Here is a 17,417-nt window from a genome sequence, read left to right as displayed (position 1 = left end):
GCCGTCAGGGGGCCAGGGCCTCTCGAATGAGGGGCTTCAGTGCCAGGGAGAGGTTCATCGCGAAGCTGACCACGCCGGCGCCTGGGTCATCCCGCTCCAGGTGCATGCCGAGCACGGCGTAGTAGCCCGCTTCGCGGTCCACCCACGGCGTCCAGCCGAAGGCCCCGGGCGAGCTGATGACGGCGCACCCCTGGGCGGGCGTCGGGCACTCCAGCCACGCCGTCAGCCCGTAGCGAAAGTCCAGTCCCATGTCCACGGCGGGGGAGCTTCCGATGACGACGCCGGGGTAGGGCTCGATGGCCTGGGCGTCGAAGAGCTCGGGCGTGCCAAAGCTCCGTCCACTGGAGGCGCCCCGGTGGAACACGATGGCGAGCAGTGGCGCGTACTCGTTCATGGAGGCGCGCAGGCCGCCGGCGACCAGCGGATTGGTGGTGCCGTTCGGACGGTTGGGCGCGGTGAAGTACGTCACGTCCGCGGGAAGCCCCAGGGGCTGCGCCAGCGTCTCGGCGAAGAGCGCGTTCCACGTCTTGCCCGTGACGACTTCGGCCATCCGCGCCGCGACGTGCAGGTGCGTGCTGCCGTAGTCGAAGCGTGTGCCGGGCGGAGCGACCCGCGCGGTGTTGGCGATGCTGGAGACACACGCCGCCAGGGTGATGCCGGGTTGGAACGTGCAGAGATGGGACGGCTGAAGGCCCGACGTGAAGGAGATCAGGTGCCGAAGGGTGATGCCGGCCTTGTCGCCCGTCCACCCGAGGACCTCGCCCGTGGTGGAGTCGAGCGAGAGGTGGCCCTGGCGGATGAGCTCGAAGAGCAGGGTGCCGGAGACCATCTTCGACGCGGAGGCCACGGCCACCCGCCGGTCCGGCGCGAAGTCGCCCACCATGTGCTCGTACACCTTGCGGTCCTGCGCGTCGTAGATGGCGAGTCCCACGCCCGGCACGGAGGCGCCCGCCTGGGTGACGCGGGCCTCCAGTTCAGCCGTCACGGCGTCCCAGGGGGACCCGGCATCCTCCTGGGAACCCGCGTCGGACCCGGCGCTCCCCGCGTCCGGGATGGGGGGCGGCGCGCCATCGTCAGGCGATGGCGCCTCCGCTCCGCCACATGCAAACAGGACGACTCCCGCCACGGCCATCAGTGCTCGGAACATGCTGGTGATTGTGCCTCCGCTTCCGTGAACACCCCATCGCTGGGAAGGTTGCGGAGGATTCGGCGGGCCGCGCTACGGGGACGCGTGCTGCGGCGGGGCGAGCAAGTCCAGTCGCTCCCGCCGGTCCCAGACGACCTGCTGGCGCCGCTTGAAGTACCAGACGCGGTGCCAGGGAATCTCACCGTCCGGGACGAAGGCGGTGAAGGGCATCTCCGCCATCACCTCGTCATGGGTGTCGTACCCGATGATGAACTCGCGGGGGTCGAACCGCTCGTCCCACCGGATGCGGTGGTAGACCTCGCGGCTGGTCGTGAAGCGTTCGTGGGACATGGCGGGGCTCGCTGGTGAAGGGGAGGGGACCGCGCCCGTTCTCAAGATAAGGAGGCCCGGCGCGACGCACCCGACGCCGGGCCGGTGAGCTGCCTGACGTGTCGTCCCTAGGAGGGGTTCACCCCCGCCACGAGATAGAAGCGGAACTCCCCCGAGTTGACGCCATAGGCCGCGTCCACGCCCACCAGGGGCAGCACGATGTTGCGCAGGTACAGGCGCAGGCCCGCGCCAACGCCCTGGGCCACCGTGGCGGCGCCGAGCCCGCCGCGGGAGTCCGGCAGGTAGCTGCGCACCACGCGCCCATTCACGTCGCGCAGCTCCCGGTCCTCGGGCAGGTTGCGCCACATCATCACCCCGGTGTCGGAGAAGGCCACGCCCCGGAAGGACAGCGGGCTCACCGTGAACAGGGGGAAGTGGTACTCGGCGGTGAAGCTCAGCCGCGTGTCGCCGCGGAACTGGCGGTAGACGAAGCCCCGCAGCGAGTTGCCGCCCATCACGAACTCCTGATGGAAGGGCAGGTCCACGCCGGCGACGGCCTCGCCGCGCAGCACCAGGTTGTGTTCGCCCACCAGCCGCAGGCCGTGGCGGTACAGCAGCCCGAAGCGCTCGTAGCGGAAGTCGCTGCCGACGCCGGGATTGGAGAGCTCGTAGGAGGCTTCCAGGTTGAGGCCCTCCATCACCGCGTGCAGGTTCTGCCGCGTGTCGATGCCCACCATCAGCCGCAGCGAGGCGTCCTTCTGCGCCGGCCCCAGGGAGAAGACGGGCGTCGTCACCTCTTCCCGGGCGTCAGGGGACTTCGCGTCGATGGACATCAGCCGGTACTTGGCCGCCGCGCGCACGCGCTCGAACAGCAGGAACCCCAGCTCGCCGGCGATGGAGGCGGAGTTCATCCTCGTCCGGCGGACCACCTCCGGCCGCTTCTGGCCGGTGCCGGGCTGGTACTCGTCCACCCGGTCGCTGCGAAGCTGGCCTTCCAGGCTGAAGCGGAGCTGCGGCAGGCCGAAGAGGTTCGGGTCCAGGAAGCCGGCGAAGATGCCGCTCTCCGCCGTGCTCACCTGCGCCGCCGTCGCGAACTTCTTGCTGCGGCCCCACAGATTGTTCTCCGCGTACAGCACGCCGCCGCCCACGTTGTCGGACTGCAGTACGAAGGTGGGCGCCACCACCCAGGACGCCTTGTCCTCCACTTCCAGAATCAGGCGCACGCGGCCCGGTCCGGTCGGCTCGAAGCCCACCTTCACCTCCTGGAAGAGGCCCGTGGCGACGAGGCGCCGCTCGATTTTCGCGAGGTCCTCCTGGGTGAGCGGATCTCCCTCGCCCAGCCGGGCGTAGGCACGCACCGTTTCGGGGCGCGTCTTCTCCGGCCCACGCACCACGACCTCGTCCACCACGGGGTCCGGCTCCGTGACTTGCGCAGTTGCCCGGGGCGCCAGGAGGCTCATCACCAGCGCCGCGCATCCAACCCATACGCGTCTGCTCATCGCTCGTTACACGTCCGTGAAAGGGGCCGCCGGCCAGCGCCCGCGACGCGGAACTTACCTTGAGATGGCCTCCGGGAGGGGCTCCTCGCGGCTCGCCCCTCTGCTATGCCTGAGCGCATGTTCTCCTTCATCCGCCAGTTCCGGCGCCGGCGCCTGCTCCAACGGCCCTTTCCGGAGGCCTGGTTGGGCTACCTCGAGGCGCGGGTTCCCTTCTTCCGCAAGCTGTCGCCCGACCTGCGGCAGCGCTTCCTGGACAAGCTCAAGGTGTTCGCCTGGGAGAAGGAGTTCATTGGCGCCGGAGGGCTGGAAGTCACCGATGAGATGCGGGTGGTGATTTCGGCCACGGCCGTGCAACTCGTCGTGCACCTGGGCCTGTCGTACTACGACCGGCTGCGGGAAATCATCGTCTACCCCGGCGCCTTCCGAATCCCCGACCGCACCGGCGCGGTGCTGGGCGAGGCCAAGAACTGGGGCTCCGTCATCCTGTCGTGGGAGTCCGTCCTCGCGGGGCTGCGCGACCCGGACGATGGCCACGACACCGCCACGCACGAGTTCGCCCATGTGCTGGACCGCGCGGACGGCGCCTTCGATGGCACGCCGAACCTGCGGGCGTACTCCCATTACCGGGCCTGGAGCGAGGTGATGGGGGAGCACTTTCACAAGCTGCAAGCGGGACAACGCCAGGAGCGGCAGGTCCTGGACGATTACGGGAGCCTCAACGAGGCCGAGTTCTTCGCCGTGGCGACTGAATCGTTTTTCGAGAAACCCCGGCAAATGCGGGAGAAGACGCCCGCGCTCTACGAGGAGCTGAAGCGCTTCTACGGGTGGGATCCGGCGACCGGCACCTGAACGTCCGAGCGTGAATGCCCCGGCTGTGCTACGCGGCGGCCTGGGTGTTCATCTCCTGGAGTGGAATCCATGGCCTCAGCCACCAGCAGCCCCTCCGCCTCCATGTTCATCGAACTGGAACGGGATGCCTGGCGGGCGCTGCGTGCCGCCACGCCCCTGCCGTTGGAGTCGTCGGAGATTGACGCGCTCCGCGGCCTGGGCGAGCACCTGGACCTGGACGAGGTGGTGGACGTCTATCTGCCGTTGTCCCGCCTGCTCAACCTGCAGGTGGCCGCCGCGCAGCGCCTGTGGGCGGACCAGCAGGCCTTCCTGGGCGCCACGGTGCAGAAGGTGCCGTTCATCATCGCCATCGCGGGGAGCGTGGCGGTGGGCAAGAGCACCACGGCGCGCATCCTCCAGGCCCTGTTGAAGCGTTGGCCGGACCACCCCCGCGTGGAGCTGGTGACGACGGATGGGTTCCTCTTCCCCAACGGCGTGCTCACCGAGCGCGGCCTGATGAAGCGCAAGGGGTTCCCGGAGAGCTACGACCGGCGCGGGCTGGTGCGCTTCCTGGCGGAGCTGAAGGCGGGCCGCGCGGAGGTGATGGCGCCGGTGTACTCGCACCTCGTCTATGACGTGGTCCCCGGCGAGGCGCAGGCCATCCGCCAGCCCGACATCCTCATCCTGGAAGGGCTCAACGTCCTCCAGACGGGCGCGCAGGAAGGCAAGCAGCTCCCCACCACGTTCCTCTCCGACTTCTTCGACTTCTCCATCTACGTGGACGCGCACGAGTCCGACATCCGGAAGTGGTACGTGGACCGCTTCCTCAAGCTCCAGCAGACGGCGTTCCGCGACGAGCGCAGCTACTTCCGCCGCTTCTCCGAGCTGAGCACCGAGCAGGCCGTGTCCATGGCCGAGTCGGTGTGGGGCGAAATCAACGGCCCCAACCTGGTCCACAACATCGCGCCCAGCCGCTCGCGGGCCCGGCTCATCCTGCTCAAGGGGCCGGACCACAAGGTGAAGCGGGTCCGGCTGCGGAAGATGTAGCGCCGCGCCTCAGAAGCGCAGGCGGTAGTGCAGTGCCTTGGGCCGCGTCAGCGCGTCGAAGCCCAGCGCGCTCAGCGTCACGCCCCGGCCAGAGTCCTTCACGCCGCTCCAGGGTAGCGCGGGGTCCAGGGCATCGCAGCGGTTCATGTACACGGTGCCCGCCTCGAGCCGCCGCGCCAGCCGGTCCGCGCGGTCGCGGTCGGACGTCCAGATGCTCGCGGTGAGCCCCAGCCGGGACGCGTTCATCAACGCCACGGCCTCCTCGTCGGAGTCCACGGGGGCGATGGGCAGCAGCGGCCCGAAGGACTCCTCGCGCATCAGCCGCGCCTTCGGGCTCACGTCGCACAGCAGCGTGGGCTCGAAGAAGCGGCCCCGTCCCTCGACTTGCGTGGGACGGCCGCCCGTGACGAGCCTGGCGCCCTGGGACGTGGCGTCCTGGACGAAGGTCTGCAGCTCGGCGGGGTGCCAGGGCTGGGCGATGGGGCCCATCGTCGTCCGGTCGGACTCCGGGTCGCCCAACACGTAGGCGCGCACCAGCGGCTCCGCCGCGGCGATGAAGCGCTCATACAGCGAGCGGTGCACGTACACGCGCTCCACCGCGCAGCAGCTCTGCCCCGCGTTGTACATGGCGCCGTCGACGAGGTTCTCCACCGCCTTGTCGAAGTCACAGTCCTCCGCGACATAGGCCGGGTCGTTGCCGCCCAGCTCCAGGCCGATGTGCAGGAAGCGCTCGCGCGCGGCGGCCTGCATCTTGTGTCCTCCGAGCACCGAGCCCGTGAAGAGCACGTGGTCCACCCGCGTGTCCGCGACGAGCTGCTCCGTCCCCGGGTAGTCCAGGAAGATGGCCTGCACGGTGCCGTCCGGCGCGCCCGCTTCGGCGAAGGCACGCGCGAAGTGGGCGCCGCACAGGGGCGTGCGCGGTGAGTGCTTCACGATGACCGCGTTGCCCGCGAGCACCGCGGGGGCGATGGCATTCACCGCGGTGAGCAGCGGGTAGTTCCACGCGGGCAGGTCCAACACCACGCCCAGCGGCTCCTTGGCGATTCGCCGCTCGAAGCCGTCCTTGGGTGGAAGGACGATGTCCGCCAGCGACTCGGCGGCGATGGCGGCCATGTGGCGGAGCCGCCCGGCCATGCCGCCCACCTCACCCCGAGCCTGGGACAGCGGCTTGCCCATCTGCCGGGTGATGTCCCGGGCAATCGTTTCGGTGTTCTTCTCCATCGCCTCGCAGGCGCGCAGCACCAGCTTCACGCGCTCCTCCACGCTGAGGGCGCGCAGGGCGCGCGACGCGGCACGGGCGCGCTCCAGCACGGCGTCCAGCTTCGCGGGCGGCGTGGGCTCGACCGACGCGGCGACGTCGCCGGTGAAGGGGTTGTCGACGATGTGCGTGTTCATGACCTCGCAGGAAAGCCATGGACGCTCACGGCGTCATGGGCCCTGGTGGGCGCGGTGGGGCCGTGGCGTGTGGTACGCGACAGAAGGCGCCAGGGAAGTGTTGTCGGGCCATCGCCTCCGCCGCGGCGCCCGGTGGCCGTCAGCCGGGCCTCATGTCCCCGGAGGTGTGGGGGCGCAGAGCGTCCCATTTTCGAGCCCGGTGATGCGCTCCTGAATCGTCTGTTCCAGCTCCGGGCTCCCTTCTTCCTGGATGAGCTCCAGGGCGTGCTGCTCGGTCTGGAGGGCCTCCTCACAGGCGCCGGTGCCGGCCAGGGCCAGGGCCAGCGTGTCCAGGGCATTGGGGCTCCAGGGGGCGAGCGTCACGGCCCAGCGCGCCAGGGGCAGGGCTTCCTCGGCGCGGTCCTGGGTGACGAACATCCAGGCCAGCTCGCGGGCCGCGGAGGCGCTGCGCGGATCCAACCGCAGGGCTTCGCGGTAGGCGGCCACGCGCTCCTCCTCGGCGTTGGGGGCATGGCGCAGCGCCGACCCCAGCATCCGCCAGGCCTCGGTTTCCGTGGGGTGGGCCTTCACGGCGTCCCGAGCAATGGCGACGCGCTGGTCCTCGGGCGCGCCGCTCAGCTTGGCGGACAGCGCCAGCAAGCCAGTGGGGTTCAGCCGGAGGGCTTCGTCGAGCTCCGTTCTCGCCACCTTGTGACGGTTCGAGATGAATGGCTCCCGGTGCGCCAGGGCCGCGCCCAGCGCCGCCAGCTTCGACCGGACGGCGTGGACCTGCGCGTCGTCGATGACCTCCTCGATGAAGCCCGTGCCCACGGGCGGCACGGAGACCGTGCGCTCCTTGAAGCGGCCGTTGCGCACGTATTCGTAGAGCAGGGCGTCGAGACGAGAGGTCTTCAGCTCGGGCAGTGCCCGCGTCAGGGCCTCGTCGGGTGCAACGCCCTGGTTGAGCAGCGCCAGGTATTCGGCGAAGGACTGGGCGCGCTCGTTCACGAGCCAGTGCACCAGCAGCCAGCTCCCCGAGTAGTTCGCGCCCACGTCCTTGTCCTGCTCTCGGGCCTCCAGCGTGCGGTCCCAATGGAGGACGCGCTGCATCGTCCAGCCCCGCGAGAAGCCCCGCTGGACGGCGTCGAGGTAGGAGCGCATGTTGTCGATGGCCACGTGGTGGGGGCCTCCGATGACGGCGGTCTGCCCGTCCTCGGACAGGCGCAGCGTCTCCAGGTACTCGGCCAGTCCCTCCGAGAGCCAGCGGGGCTGCCGGGACAATGTGTAGGCGCTCAAGTAGTGCGCCAGCTCGTGGTTCAGGGGCGAGGAGGTGGAGGGGGAGGTGCCAGAGAAGAGCACGTCCCAGGTATCGGGCCGGCCCGACAGCACGATGAGGGCCTCGTTGTCGGAGCGGTGGAAGAACGCTCGCACGCGGCGCGGGTAGAGGCCCTCGAATTCGAACGAACTTTGAAGGACGTAGACGTCCACCTTCGTCATCTGCTGGCCCAGCGCCTGGGGCCACATCGACACGAGGATGGCGGCGCGGGTCCGCTCCAGCTTCCGCATGGCTTCGCGGGCTTCCTCGGCGGGGAGGTCCGTGTGGAGCGTGTAGTGGTCGCTGTCCAGCCGCACCCAAGGGCGTCCGCCTTCGCCGGGGCACGTGGTGAAGCGCGGGCCCACGACGCAAGCAACCTGGGTGGTGGAGAGCAGCGCGAGCAGTGCTCCCATCGCGAGGCCGTGGCGCAAGTCGGGTCGTCTCCTCTCCTCGGCGGGGACACGGGCCCCCGTGGTCGGCCAGTGTAACGCCCGGCCTCCACGTGCATAGCGCTGGTGACGCGCGGCGCAGGGCGTCAGCGCGGGCTGCTCACAGGACGCACCATGTCGACGTGGGGGATGCCGTCCTCGTCGTACACGTCGCCGCGCGCCTGGAAGCCGAAGCCTTCGTAGAAACGCTGGAGGTAGTGCTGGGCGCCGATGTGGATGGGGGCCTCGGGGTAGAGGCTTTCGAGCCGGGCGATGCCACGCGCCACCAGCTCGCGCCCGAGTCCCAGGCCTCGCGCACGCGGGGAGGTCACAACACGGCCCAGGCTGCTCGCCTCCGTGTACTTGAGGCCCGGAGGGAGGATTCGCAGATAGGCGGCGAGCAGGCGTTTGCCCTGGACCTCGTCGTGGAGGAGCAGGTGCTCGGCGCCCCGGTCGTACCCGTCCACGTCCTGGTAGATGGAGCGCTGCTCCACCACGAACACTTCCTGCCGCAGGGCGAGCACGTCGTACAGCTCGTCGAGCAGCAGCGTCTGGAAGGACTTCCAATGCCAGGTTCGCATGAGGTGGGCGTCTAGCACGGGTAAGCGTCCGGGGCCTCTCTCGCAGGCGCCCTGACGCGTCCGTGGAGGCGCGCTGATACGTTGGGCACCGTGATGACGAAGGACCCGGCGTCAGGACGCAGGTTGCGCCGCGTGGTGGCCGTCACCGGGGTGTCGCTGCTCGCCGCGGGGCTCGCCGAGCTCGCCCACCTGCCCGCCGGGGCGCTGCTGGGCTCGATGCTGGTGTCGATTGTCGCTTCCCTGACCCTGTCGGCGCACGCGCCGGTGGGACCGCGCGGGATGATGGTGTCGCAGTCCGTGCTCGGCGCCGCGCTGTGCTCGTCCTTCTCACCAGAGGCCTGGAGCGCGCTCGCCGAGAACTGGGTCGTGGCGCTGGCGGCGGTCGTGGGCGTGGTGGCGGTGGCGCAGGGCGTGGCGTTGGTGTGCGCGCGGTTGGGGCACCTGGACCCACGCACCGCGACCCTGGGGCTGATGCCCGGTGGCGCGTCCGCGATGGTGGCGCTGAGTGAAGAGCTGGGCGCGGACGCACGGTTGGTGACGCTCTTCCAGTACATGCGCCTGTGCGTCGTGGTTCTCGTGGCGGTGGCGGTGGGGCGCTGGGCGGGGGATTCGCCGGAGGTGGTGGTCGCTCGGGCCGCCGACCTGCCCGGTTCGCCAGCGCCGTGGCTGGCCTGGCTGACGACCGCGGGTGTGTCCTTGGTGGGAAGTGTGCTGGGCGTGCGCTGGAAGTTGCCAGCCGGCGCCTTCCTGGGGCCCGTGCTGCTGGGCATCCCGCTCACCGCGCTGGGCGTCCCCGTGGGGGCGTGGCCTCCGGGGGTGCTCCCGCTGGCGCTGTGGGGGCTGGGCGTGCGCGTGGGCAGCCAGTTCGACGCGGCGGCCGTGGCCGAGTTGAAGCGGGTGGCGCACATCGCGCTCATCGCTTCCCTGACGATGGTGGCCGGATGCCTGCTGCTCGCCTGGGGATGGTCCGCCGCGGCGGGGGTGGACCTGCTCACCACCTACTTCGCCACCTCGCCGGGTGGGGCGGACTCGGTGCTGGCCATCGCCCTGGGGACGCAGGCCACGGTGTCCGTCGTCCTGGCGGTCCAGGTGGGGCGGGTGCTGCTCATCTTCCTGGTCGCTCCTTCCTTCTTGCGCCGGTTGTCGCCCACGCGCGAGGCCTGAGTGGCGGGCTGACAACCTGGCACGCGCGTGGGAGGACCCAGGCGAGGACACAGCCCCGGCGGCGCCGCGCTCGCGCGGTTAGTATGTAGGCCGCGATGACTTCACTGCATGACGTGCTGCCTGCCCCTGATGTGAGTCCGAGCGTGGAGGCCCTGGCCGCGTTGCTCCGGCGACGCCGCACGGTGGTGCTCACGGGCGCGGGCTGCAGCACGGAGTCAGGCATTCCGGACTACCGGGGGCCGGGGACGCGAGCCCGTGCGCGCAACCCCATCCAGCACCGTGAGTTCATGACGCGGCCGGAGGTGCGGGCGCGGTATTGGGCGCGGAGCTTGATGGGGTGGCCGCGCTTCTCCTCGGCGCGGCCCAACGCGGCGCATGCGGCGCTCGCGGCGCTGGAGCAGGCGGGGCATGTGCCGGGCCTCATCACCCAGAACGTGGACCAGTTGCACCACGCGGCGGGGAGCTCGCGCGTGATTGAGCTGCACGGCGCGCTGGCCCGGGTCCGCTGCCTGACGTGTGGCGCCCAGGAGCGCCGCGTGGACTTGCAGGAGCGCCTGCTGGCCCTCAACCCGGACTTCTCGCACGAGGTGCTGGAGCTGCGCCCGGATGGCGACGCGGACCTGACGTCCGAACAGTTGTCCTCGTTCCACGTCCCGGCATGCCGGCTCTGTGATGGGCCGCTCAAGCCGGACGTCGTCTTCTTCGGTGACAACGTGCCCGTGCCCACCGTGGAGGCCGCGTTCGCGCTGCTGGAGGAAGGGGACGCGCTGCTGGTGGTGGGCTCGTCGTTGGCCATCTTCTCCGGCTACCGCTTCCTGGTGCGGGCGTCGGAGCGGCGCATGCCCATCGCCATCCTCAACATGGGGGAGTGCCGCGGCGTGGAGCTGGCGGACGTGCACCTGGAGGCCCGGGCAGGGGATGCGCTCCCCCGGCTCGTGGAGGCGCTCGCGCGCGGCTGAGGGGCGCCGCTCACTTCACGTCGTAGACCTTGCGGAGGGGCTGCCCGCCGCGCTCGATGTCGAGTTCGATGTGGGGCGCCCCTCGCAGCACGGAGAAGGCCTCGAGCGCCTTCTCCGGCGTGTCGAGCGTGAGGCCGTTGATTCGCTGGAGCACGTCGCCCGTCTGGATTCCGAGCTGCTCGTAGAGAGAGCCCTTCTTGACGGAGAAGAGCTTGAACCCCTGGGGCTTGCCGTCGCGGAAGGCGGGGACCACGCGCGCTTGCGACAGCACGCCATCCAGATTGCCGAGCGCATGGTCGATGGTGCCGCGGGGCACTTCATAGGTGTTCTCGCGCACGGCGCGGATGCCTGACGTGTGAGGCGCGGTGTTCGCCAGGGTGGGCATCGGCGGCGCGGCGCTGGCGTTCCCGGCCCGAAGGTATTCCTCCCGTCCGTCGACGGAGAAGAGGATGCGCTCGCGCTCGATGGCGACGACGCGGGCGCCCAGCAGCTCATCGCCCGTCATCAAGCTTCGGATGCGCTTCGAGTCTGGATCCTCGACCGAGGCGAGCGACCACTGCGAGTCATGCGCCACCAAGGTGCCCAGCAGCTTCAAGCGCAGGGACGTGTTCATCGTCGCGGGGCGAGGCGCTGACGGCGCGTCCAAGCCCTCGCGCTGGCCGAACGAGAGCCCGGTGAGCTTCGCGAGCCGCGCGCCCTCCAGGTCTGGCCGTGACGAAGTGTCAGCGCTCTTGCGCGTCATCGGGACCTCGTGTCCGGAGGCCACTGTCGGTGCGAGCGAGAGTTCGAAGAAGAGACTGGCGGTGGCCGCGACGAGCAGCGCGGCGAGCGCGATGAAGCCCGTGGTGATGAGCGCGAAGGACTTCCGGAGGAAGGTTGCCATGCGTGCGTGTCTCCGTGTGCGGAGGGGATGACACGCGGCCTTGAGCAAGCACGGGGCCAGTGGCTCCGTGACGTCTGGCGCACTCGGAAGCGCCCCGCACGTGAACGCGGCATGGCGTTGCGCCTGTCACGAAAAAGCAATGTCTGGGTGACAAGCTGTCATTGCATTGTTTTGACAGGGTTGTGACGAGTTGCGCGGCGTGTCACGACTGATGTGGAGCAGTCAGGTTTGACAATTCCGGCGCCAGCGAATGCGGGGGACGTCAGGCAACTTCATTTCCTGGCAAACGAGAATCGTTGCATCCCCCCCCACGCACCTGTCTGTCTGGGTGCCGCGAGCATTGGCCTTGAAGACCTACTCCGTCCGCAGTGGCGACACGCTGAGCGCGCTGGCTCGGAAGTTCAATACGTCGGTGTCCGCGCTGGCGAAGGCCAATGACATCGCAGACCCGAGCAAGATTCGCTCAGGTCAGAAGCTGACCATTCCCGACACGTTCGATGGAACGACGTCGAAGGGTGGAAGCAGCGCGGGGGCCGGCACGGCGAACCGCCCGGCGGGTGGTGACTCCTTCGCCCCGGCGGCGTCGACGCGCGCGGCCAACGGTCAGGTTCGTGACGACGACGGCCGCAAGTTCCCCACGTCGCGGGACGGCACGCCGCTCTACAAGCAGGGCGACCCGCAGTGGGGCTCGCGGCGACTGGGCACCAGCTCCAGCCTGTCCGCCGCGGGCTGCGCCATGACGGCCACGGCGATGGCTGTGAGCAAGATCACCGGGAAGACCATCAACCCGGGCGAGATGGACGCCTACCTGGACCGCAACAACGGCTACTCGGGCAACGCGCTCAAGTGGGGCTCGGCGGCGGCCATGGGTGGTCTGGGCGCGGCGAAGCAGGCCTGGAACCTCAACACCATCAACAAGCAGATCGACGCGGGCCGGCCGGTCGTCGTGGGCGTGGACTACAAGCCGGGCAGCGGTGGTGGCGCGAACGGCACGGACCATTGGATCACCATCACCGGCCGGGGCACGCAGAACGGCAAGCCCGTCTACTACGCGAACGATCCGGCCACGGGGAAGGAGATCACCCTCAACGTCCAGGGCAGCCGCCTGTCGGGCGGGCCCCAGGGCTACAAGACGACGGGTGAGCTGGTGACGTTCTCGGGCGGCAATCCGCGTCCCGGCAACACCAACGGCGGCACGGGCGGTGCGCAGGGCCCCAGTGGTCCGACGAAGCCCGCGCCGGCCGCTGGTGGCTCGGTGAAGGGCATGTCGCTGCCCGGTGGCGACCTGGAGAAGGGCGCCCGGGGCGCGGCGGTGGAGCAGCTCCAGAAGGCGCTGGTGAAGGGCGGCTACATGACGCAGGCCGAGATGAACACTGGCCCGGGCGTCTTCGGTCCCCGCACCGAGTCCGCGCTCAAGGACTTCCAGGCCGCCAACGGCGTGAACAACACCGGCTACTACGGCCCGTTGACGCGCGCGGCGTTCTCCAAGCTGGGCGCCAAGGTGTCCAGCGGCGGCTCCACCAGCGGCACGGGCGGGACGCAGGGCTCGGGTGGAACGCAGGGCACCGGCAACGCCGGGCCCGCGAAGGGCAACAACGACCTGAGCGGCTTCTCGTCGAACAAGTACGACAACCTCATCAACGAGATGTCGCGGAAGTACAACGTGCCCGCGCGCCTCATCAAGGCGGTCATCCAGCAGGAGTCCACCTTCAACCCGAACGCGAAGTCGGGCGCGGGCGCGGTGGGCCTGATGCAGCTCATGCCGGGCACCGCGCGCGACCTGGGTGTCACCAACCGCTCGGACCCGCGTCAGAGCATCGAGGGCGGCACCAAGTACCTCTCGCAGCAGCTCAAGCGCTTCAACGGCGACGTGCGCCTGGCGCTCGCGGCCTACAACGCGGGTCCGGGCAACGTGAACAAGTACGGCGGCGTGCCTCCGTTCAAGGAGACGCAGGACTACGTGCGGAAGATCACCGGCTGGTACAACGGCGCCGGTCCCGCGTAGCGCCGTCCGTCATGCCACGCACGCGGCCCGGTCTCCCTCCAGGAGTCCGGGCCGTGGTCCTTCCACACGCGCGCGTCACGGCGTGGGCCAGAACGCGGGGGCGTACGCCTCCGGAATGGACGCCACGCGCTGCTGGGTCTCCGGGTTCCAGACGTTGGCCGCCGCGTAGCCGCCATACGACGTCACCAGCAGCAGCCCCCGGCCGAACTGGAAGCTCAGGTAGGCGTCCGGCTCCGCGAGGTCCTTCAGGAACACGCGCTGGTCTCCACGAGCCCAGATCAACGGTTGCCCCATGGCGAGCAGGGGACCTGCTTGACGGGCCGGGTAGTACAGCGTTCCGCCCGGTCCCGGCAGCTCCATCCACCGCGTGTCCGCCGAGGCGCCCTGGACCTGGGCATTCAGCGTCTTGGCCGTGGCGGCGGGAACGCGAGTCCCGAGCACCTGACTGGGCGGCGAGGCGGTATACGCCGGCGTGAGCGTCGCCTCGACGTCGAGCAAGCCCTGGTCGGATGGGGTGCTCTCCTGGACGCGGCTCCCCTTGGCCTCGATGCGCTTCCAGCCGCCATCCTCCCGCCGGTAGGCCATGGCGAGTCCGGGGACGCCCTTGCCCGGTGGCACGGGGAAGGACTCGCCCTCGAACGTCACGGTGTTCTTCTGGGCGGCCTTGGGCTGGAAGGCCACGAAGACGAGGGCGACGGGCCGGCCCTCCGCGTCGAAGCCGAGGCGGGACACGTAGGGCTCGTTCTCGTTGCCCGCGCTGGTGCCTCCGGGCAGCGTCTTCAAGTCGATCGGTTGGCCCGACTTCGTGGTGGCATCCACCTGCCACGCGCGGGGCACCTCACCTTCCCCCGAGGGCCACGTGAAGAGGAGCCCCTGCTTTCCATCCGCGCTCCACGACACCTGCGACCTGTCACAGGCGGCCTCGAAGCGGAACACGCGGGTGGCGGTGCCCGGGAGCGGCTGCCGCATCCATTCACAGTGCTCCGCGTCCTCGGTGGGCTTGAGGTAGCCGAGCTCCGCGGCGGGTGGTGGAGGCGCGGGGGGCTCGGCCTTCGCTGGCGCGGGGGCCTGTGGGGTGGGCGCGGTGGCCGCTGGCGGTGGCGCGGGCGTCTTGCTGTCCTGACCGGACTGGCAGCCCAGGAGCGCCATGGCGGCGAACAAGGCGGGAGTGGGGCGGAAGCGATGCATGGGGCGGACGATACAGGACGGGGGCCGCGATAGGCTGCCACCGCCATGTCGAGTCCCGCCGCGCCGTCCTCGCCGCCCCGCCGCTTCCATGCCGAACCGCTCATCGACATCCATGGGCATCTGTCGGAGCGGTTGGGGGCGGGCCCGGTGACCATCGAAGTCCCCGACCCGGACCTGGGCCGGGGTTGCTACCCCGGAGAGCGCGTGGGGCCCGCGGGTGCGTTGCTGCACCGCCCCCTGCGCGGTTGGTGCGACCTGGCGGAGGGGCTTTCGTGCCGGCTGAGGACGCCTCGCTCCGTGGACGCGACGCACGTCGCGTTGACCTTCGAACGATTGGGGCCCGAGGCCTCGTGGCACGCGGGGGGCGAGTCGGACGGGGCGACGCAGCCGCAAGAGCGCTATGGCGCCGCGTCCGCGTTCGCGCGGGTCCGCAAGCTGGAGGACGCGGGGTTCTTGTTGCCCTGGCTGGATGCGCTGGGCCGCATCCGGTTGCCCGAATCCGCCCGCGTGCTCGACCTGGGCGTCAATCGCGGTGATGAGCTGGCGGCCTTCGCGTGGCTCGAAGGCGCTCCAGAGGTGTCCTTCGTGGGCGTGGACCACAGCGCGAGCGCCATCGAGGAAGCGCGTGCCCGCTTCCCGGACGCGCGGCACCGCTTTCACGTCGCTGACCTGAACGCGCTGCCAGAGGGGCTGGGCCGCTTCCACCTCGTGGTGTCGGTGGGCACGTTGCAGAGCCCCGGTGTGGATGACCACGCGCTGCTGCGCAAGCTCGTGCAGGATCACCTGGAGCCGAGCTCGGCGCTGCTGCTCGGCTTCCCCAACTCACGCTTCCGGGATGGCGAGGTCGTCTATGGCGCGCGGGTGCGGAACCTGCGCGAGCCCGACCTGTCGCTGTTGGTGAAGGACCTGTCCTTCTACCGCCGATATCTGCACCAGCACGGCTTCCGCACCTTCCTGGGCGGCAAGTACGACCTGCTGCTCACGGCGGTGCGGGAGGCGGGGGGCTGACCGGTGTTCCTGGGACATGCCCCGCGCGCACCACGAAGTCACCGAAGCCCTCACCGGGTTGCCGCTCCCGCGCGTAGCCCGCGAACAGGGGCTCCAGCGCGGCGAGGATGGTGTCCTCGTCGATGTTCTCCCGGTAGAGCCGGTTGAGGCGCTGTCCACGGGCGTCGCCGCCCAGGTGCAGGTTGTAGCGGCCCGGTGCCTTGCCCACGAGTCCCACCTCGGCCAGGTAGGGCCTGGCGCAGCCGTTGGGGCACCCGGTGATGCGGAGCAGCAGGTTGGCGTCCTGAAGCCCATGCGCGCGCAGCCGCTCCTCCACGCGGCCCACGAAGGTGGGCAGGTAACGCTCGGCTTCGGCCATGGCCAGTCCGCACGTGGGCAGCGCGACGCACGCCAGCGCGTTGCGGCGCACGGGGCTGGCGCTGCGAAAGCCGTCCAGCGCATGGGCGGCCACCAGCGCGTCGATGGCCGCGCGCGACTCGGAGGGGACTCCCGCGATGACGAGGTTCTGGTTCGCGGTGAGGCGGAAGTCCCCGGTGTGGACGCGGGCGATTTCACGCAGCCCGGTGAGGTGCGGGGCGCCAGGACGGTCCGCCACGCGGCCGCTGTCCAGGTGCAGCGTCAGGTGCCACCGGCCGTCATGGCCCTCCGTCCACCCGAAGCGGTCGCCGTTGTGGTCGAAGGCGAAGGGGCGCGCGGGCTGGAGCGCGAAGCCGAGCCGCTTCTCCAGCTCCGCCGTGAACCAGGGGACGCCGCGCTCCTCCAGGACGTACTTCAAGCGGGCGTGTTTGCGGTTCGTCCGGTCTCCGAAGTCGCGGTGGATTTTCACCACCTCCTCGGCGACGGCGAGCGTCTGCTCCGGCGTGATGAAGCCCACGACGTCCGCCAGCCGTGGGTACGTGGCCGCGTCGCCGTGCGTCGCGCCCATGCCGCCGCCCACCGAGACGTTGAAGCCCGCCAGCGCGCCGTCCTCGATGATGGCGATGAAGCCCAGGTCCTGCGCGAACACGTCCACGTCGTTGAGCGGCGGCACCGCGACGGCGGCCTTGAACTTCCGGGGCAGATACGTGGGGCCGTAGATGGGCTCGTCCTCGCCGCCGGCCACCTTCTCCTTGCCCAGCCAGATTTCGTAATAGGCGCGCGTCTTGGGCAGCAAGTGCTCGGAGATGCGCACCGCCCACTGGTACACGGTGTCGTGGACGCGCGAGTCCACGGGGTTGGGGTTGCACAGCACGTTGCGGTTGACGTCGCCGCAGGCGGCCAGGGTGTCCATCATCGCCGCGCTGATGCGGGCGATGGTGGCCTGGAGGTCGTCCTTGATGATGCCGTGTAGCTGGAACGCCTGCCGCGTGGTGATGCGGAGCGTGTGGTTGGCGTGCTCGCGCGCCAGGGCATCCATGGCCAGCCATTGCGACGGCGTGCACACGCCGCCCGGCAAACGGGTGCGGAGCATGAAGCTGTAGTCGGGCTCCAACTTCTGCTGCCGCCGCTCCTCGCGCAGGTCGCGGTCATCCTGCTGGTAGCTGCCGTGGAACTTGATGAGGCTGGTGTCCGGCGTGGCGAGGCCCCCTGTCACCGGGTCCTCCAGGCTCTCCGCCAGGGTTCCCCGGAGCAGGTGGCTCTTCGCCTTGATGTGCTCCACTTCGGAGAGCGGCTTGGGCTCGTTGCTCATGTCGTTGCTCGCA

General features: G+C 70.1%; 15 protein-coding genes. 6 read left to right on the top strand and 9 right to left on the bottom strand.

What is annotated here, in order from left to right; genetic code table 11:
- Window positions 1-4 precede the first annotated feature (4 nt).
- The 3 genes from A176_RS22815 to A176_RS22805 all read right to left on the bottom strand — a co-directional run bounded on the left by A176_RS22815 (window position 5) and on the right by A176_RS22805 (window position 2,955).
- Window positions 5-985 carry a serine hydrolase domain-containing protein gene (locus A176_RS22815; protein WP_021781487.1) on the bottom strand — a complete coding sequence of 327 codons (981 nt, stop codon included), beginning with the start codon at window positions 983-985 and terminating at the stop codon, window positions 5-7.
- A 234-nt stretch (window positions 986-1,219) separates the two neighbouring features.
- A complete protein-coding gene (locus A176_RS22810; RefSeq protein ID WP_002637196.1) occupies window positions 1,220-1,477 on the bottom strand; it encodes a DUF504 domain-containing protein in 258 nt (85 codons plus the stop codon).
- A gap of 107 nt (window positions 1,478-1,584) precedes the next feature.
- Complete coding sequence (locus A176_RS22805; protein WP_226993962.1) at window positions 1,585-2,955, bottom strand: BamA/TamA family outer membrane protein; 1,371 nt, start codon at window positions 2,953-2,955, stop codon at window positions 1,585-1,587.
- A gap of 117 nt (window positions 2,956-3,072) precedes the next feature.
- Here A176_RS22805 and A176_RS22800 point away from each other — a divergent pair, with 117 nt between their 5' ends.
- Together A176_RS22800 and coaA are read left to right on the top strand one after the other, a co-directional pair.
- Window positions 3,073-3,804: a M90 family metallopeptidase gene (locus A176_RS22800; protein ID WP_002637194.1), complete on the top strand. Its 732-nt coding sequence runs from the start codon at window positions 3,073-3,075 to the stop codon at window positions 3,802-3,804.
- A 69-nt stretch (window positions 3,805-3,873) separates the two neighbouring features.
- On the top strand, window positions 3,874-4,830 hold the full coding sequence (gene coaA / locus A176_RS22795) for a type I pantothenate kinase (RefSeq protein ID WP_002637193.1): 957 nt from the start codon (window positions 3,874-3,876) through the stop codon (window positions 4,828-4,830).
- 9 nt (window positions 4,831-4,839) lie between these two features.
- Here the strand turns inward: coaA and A176_RS22790 are convergent, their stop codons facing one another.
- The 3 genes from A176_RS22790 to A176_RS22780 all read right to left on the bottom strand — a co-directional run bounded on the left by A176_RS22790 (window position 4,840) and on the right by A176_RS22780 (window position 8,528).
- Window positions 4,840-6,225, bottom strand: coding sequence for an aldehyde dehydrogenase family protein (locus tag A176_RS22790; RefSeq protein ID WP_002637192.1), 1,386 nt, complete (start codon window positions 6,223-6,225; stop codon window positions 4,840-4,842).
- Window positions 6,226-6,375: 150 nt separating this feature from the next.
- Window positions 6,376-7,950, bottom strand: coding sequence for a DUF1570 domain-containing protein (locus tag A176_RS22785; RefSeq protein WP_021781488.1), 1,575 nt, complete (start codon window positions 7,948-7,950; stop codon window positions 6,376-6,378).
- A 104-nt stretch (window positions 7,951-8,054) separates the two neighbouring features.
- Window positions 8,055-8,528, bottom strand: coding sequence for a GNAT family N-acetyltransferase (locus A176_RS22780; RefSeq protein WP_002637189.1), 474 nt, complete (start codon window positions 8,526-8,528; stop codon window positions 8,055-8,057).
- A gap of 90 nt (window positions 8,529-8,618) precedes the next feature.
- On the opposite strand from A176_RS22780, the gene A176_RS22775 reads away from it, so the two are divergent.
- Together A176_RS22775 and A176_RS22770 are read left to right on the top strand one after the other, a co-directional pair.
- Entirely contained in the window at window positions 8,619-9,692 is a 1,074-nt protein-coding gene (locus A176_RS22775; protein ID WP_082282932.1) for an AbrB family transcriptional regulator, read from the top strand.
- A gap of 95 nt (window positions 9,693-9,787) precedes the next feature.
- Complete coding sequence (locus A176_RS22770) at window positions 9,788-10,651, top strand: NAD-dependent protein deacetylase (protein WP_002637187.1); 864 nt, start codon at window positions 9,788-9,790, stop codon at window positions 10,649-10,651.
- Window positions 10,652-10,661: 10 nt separating this feature from the next.
- On the opposite strand, the gene gspC is transcribed toward A176_RS22770, so the two are convergent.
- On the bottom strand, window positions 10,662-11,534 hold the full coding sequence (gene gspC / locus A176_RS22765; protein WP_002637186.1) for a type II secretion system protein GspC: 873 nt from the start codon (window positions 11,532-11,534) through the stop codon (window positions 10,662-10,664).
- A gap of 346 nt (window positions 11,535-11,880) precedes the next feature.
- On the opposite strand from gspC, the gene A176_RS22760 reads away from it, so the two are divergent.
- Entirely contained in the window at window positions 11,881-13,539 is a 1,659-nt protein-coding gene (locus A176_RS22760; protein ID WP_144429583.1) for a transglycosylase SLT domain-containing protein, read from the top strand.
- Between the two features lie 75 nt (window positions 13,540-13,614).
- Here the strand turns inward: A176_RS22760 and A176_RS22755 are convergent, their stop codons facing one another.
- Window positions 13,615-14,727: a hypothetical protein gene (locus A176_RS22755; protein WP_002637184.1), complete on the bottom strand. Its 1,113-nt coding sequence runs from the start codon at window positions 14,725-14,727 to the stop codon at window positions 13,615-13,617.
- A gap of 45 nt (window positions 14,728-14,772) precedes the next feature.
- Between A176_RS22755 and A176_RS22750 the strand changes: the two genes are divergently transcribed.
- A complete protein-coding gene (locus A176_RS22750) occupies window positions 14,773-15,735 on the top strand; it encodes a class I SAM-dependent methyltransferase (protein WP_002637183.1) in 963 nt (320 codons plus the stop codon).
- Here the strand turns inward: A176_RS22750 and cysI are convergent.
- A complete protein-coding gene (gene cysI, locus A176_RS22745; protein WP_002637182.1) occupies window positions 15,707-17,404 on the bottom strand; it encodes an assimilatory sulfite reductase (NADPH) hemoprotein subunit in 1,698 nt (565 codons plus the stop codon). The two genes, A176_RS22750 and cysI, sit on opposite strands and share 29 nt — an antisense overlap.
- Between the last annotated feature and the right edge of the window lie 13 nt (window positions 17,405-17,417).

The organism is Myxococcus hansupus, from assembly GCF_000280925.3.
GTDB lineage: Bacteria > Myxococcota > Myxococcia > Myxococcales > Myxococcaceae > Myxococcus > Myxococcus hansupus.
The sequence above is the reverse complement of the archived record's forward strand: the minus strand, read 5'-3'. Positions and strand labels throughout refer to the sequence as shown.

Coding starts and splice junctions, on each gene's coding strand:
- cysI (WP_002637182.1), bottom strand. CDS start 17,404: ATGAGCAACGAGCCCAAGCCGCTCTCCGAAGTGGAGCACATCAAGGCG.
- A176_RS22800 (WP_002637194.1), top strand. CDS start 3,073: ATGTTCTCCTTCATCCGCCAGTTCCGGCGCCGGCGCCTGCTCCAACGG.
- A176_RS22750 (WP_002637183.1), top strand. CDS start 14,773: ATGTCGAGTCCCGCCGCGCCGTCCTCGCCGCCCCGCCGCTTCCATGCC.
- A176_RS22790 (WP_002637192.1), bottom strand. CDS start 6,225: ATGAACACGCACATCGTCGACAACCCCTTCACCGGCGACGTCGCCGCG.
- gspC (WP_002637186.1), bottom strand. CDS start 11,534: ATGGCAACCTTCCTCCGGAAGTCCTTCGCGCTCATCACCACGGGCTTC.
- A176_RS22770 (WP_002637187.1), top strand. CDS start 9,788: ATGACTTCACTGCATGACGTGCTGCCTGCCCCTGATGTGAGTCCGAGC.
- coaA (WP_002637193.1), top strand. CDS start 3,874: ATGGCCTCAGCCACCAGCAGCCCCTCCGCCTCCATGTTCATCGAACTG.
- A176_RS22805 (WP_226993962.1), bottom strand. CDS start 2,955: ATGAGCAGACGCGTATGGGTTGGATGCGCGGCGCTGGTGATGAGCCTC.
- A176_RS22780 (WP_002637189.1), bottom strand. CDS start 8,528: ATGCGAACCTGGCATTGGAAGTCCTTCCAGACGCTGCTGCTCGACGAG.
- A176_RS22810 (WP_002637196.1), bottom strand. CDS start 1,477: ATGTCCCACGAACGCTTCACGACCAGCCGCGAGGTCTACCACCGCATC.
- A176_RS22755 (WP_002637184.1), bottom strand. CDS start 14,727: ATGCATCGCTTCCGCCCCACTCCCGCCTTGTTCGCCGCCATGGCGCTC.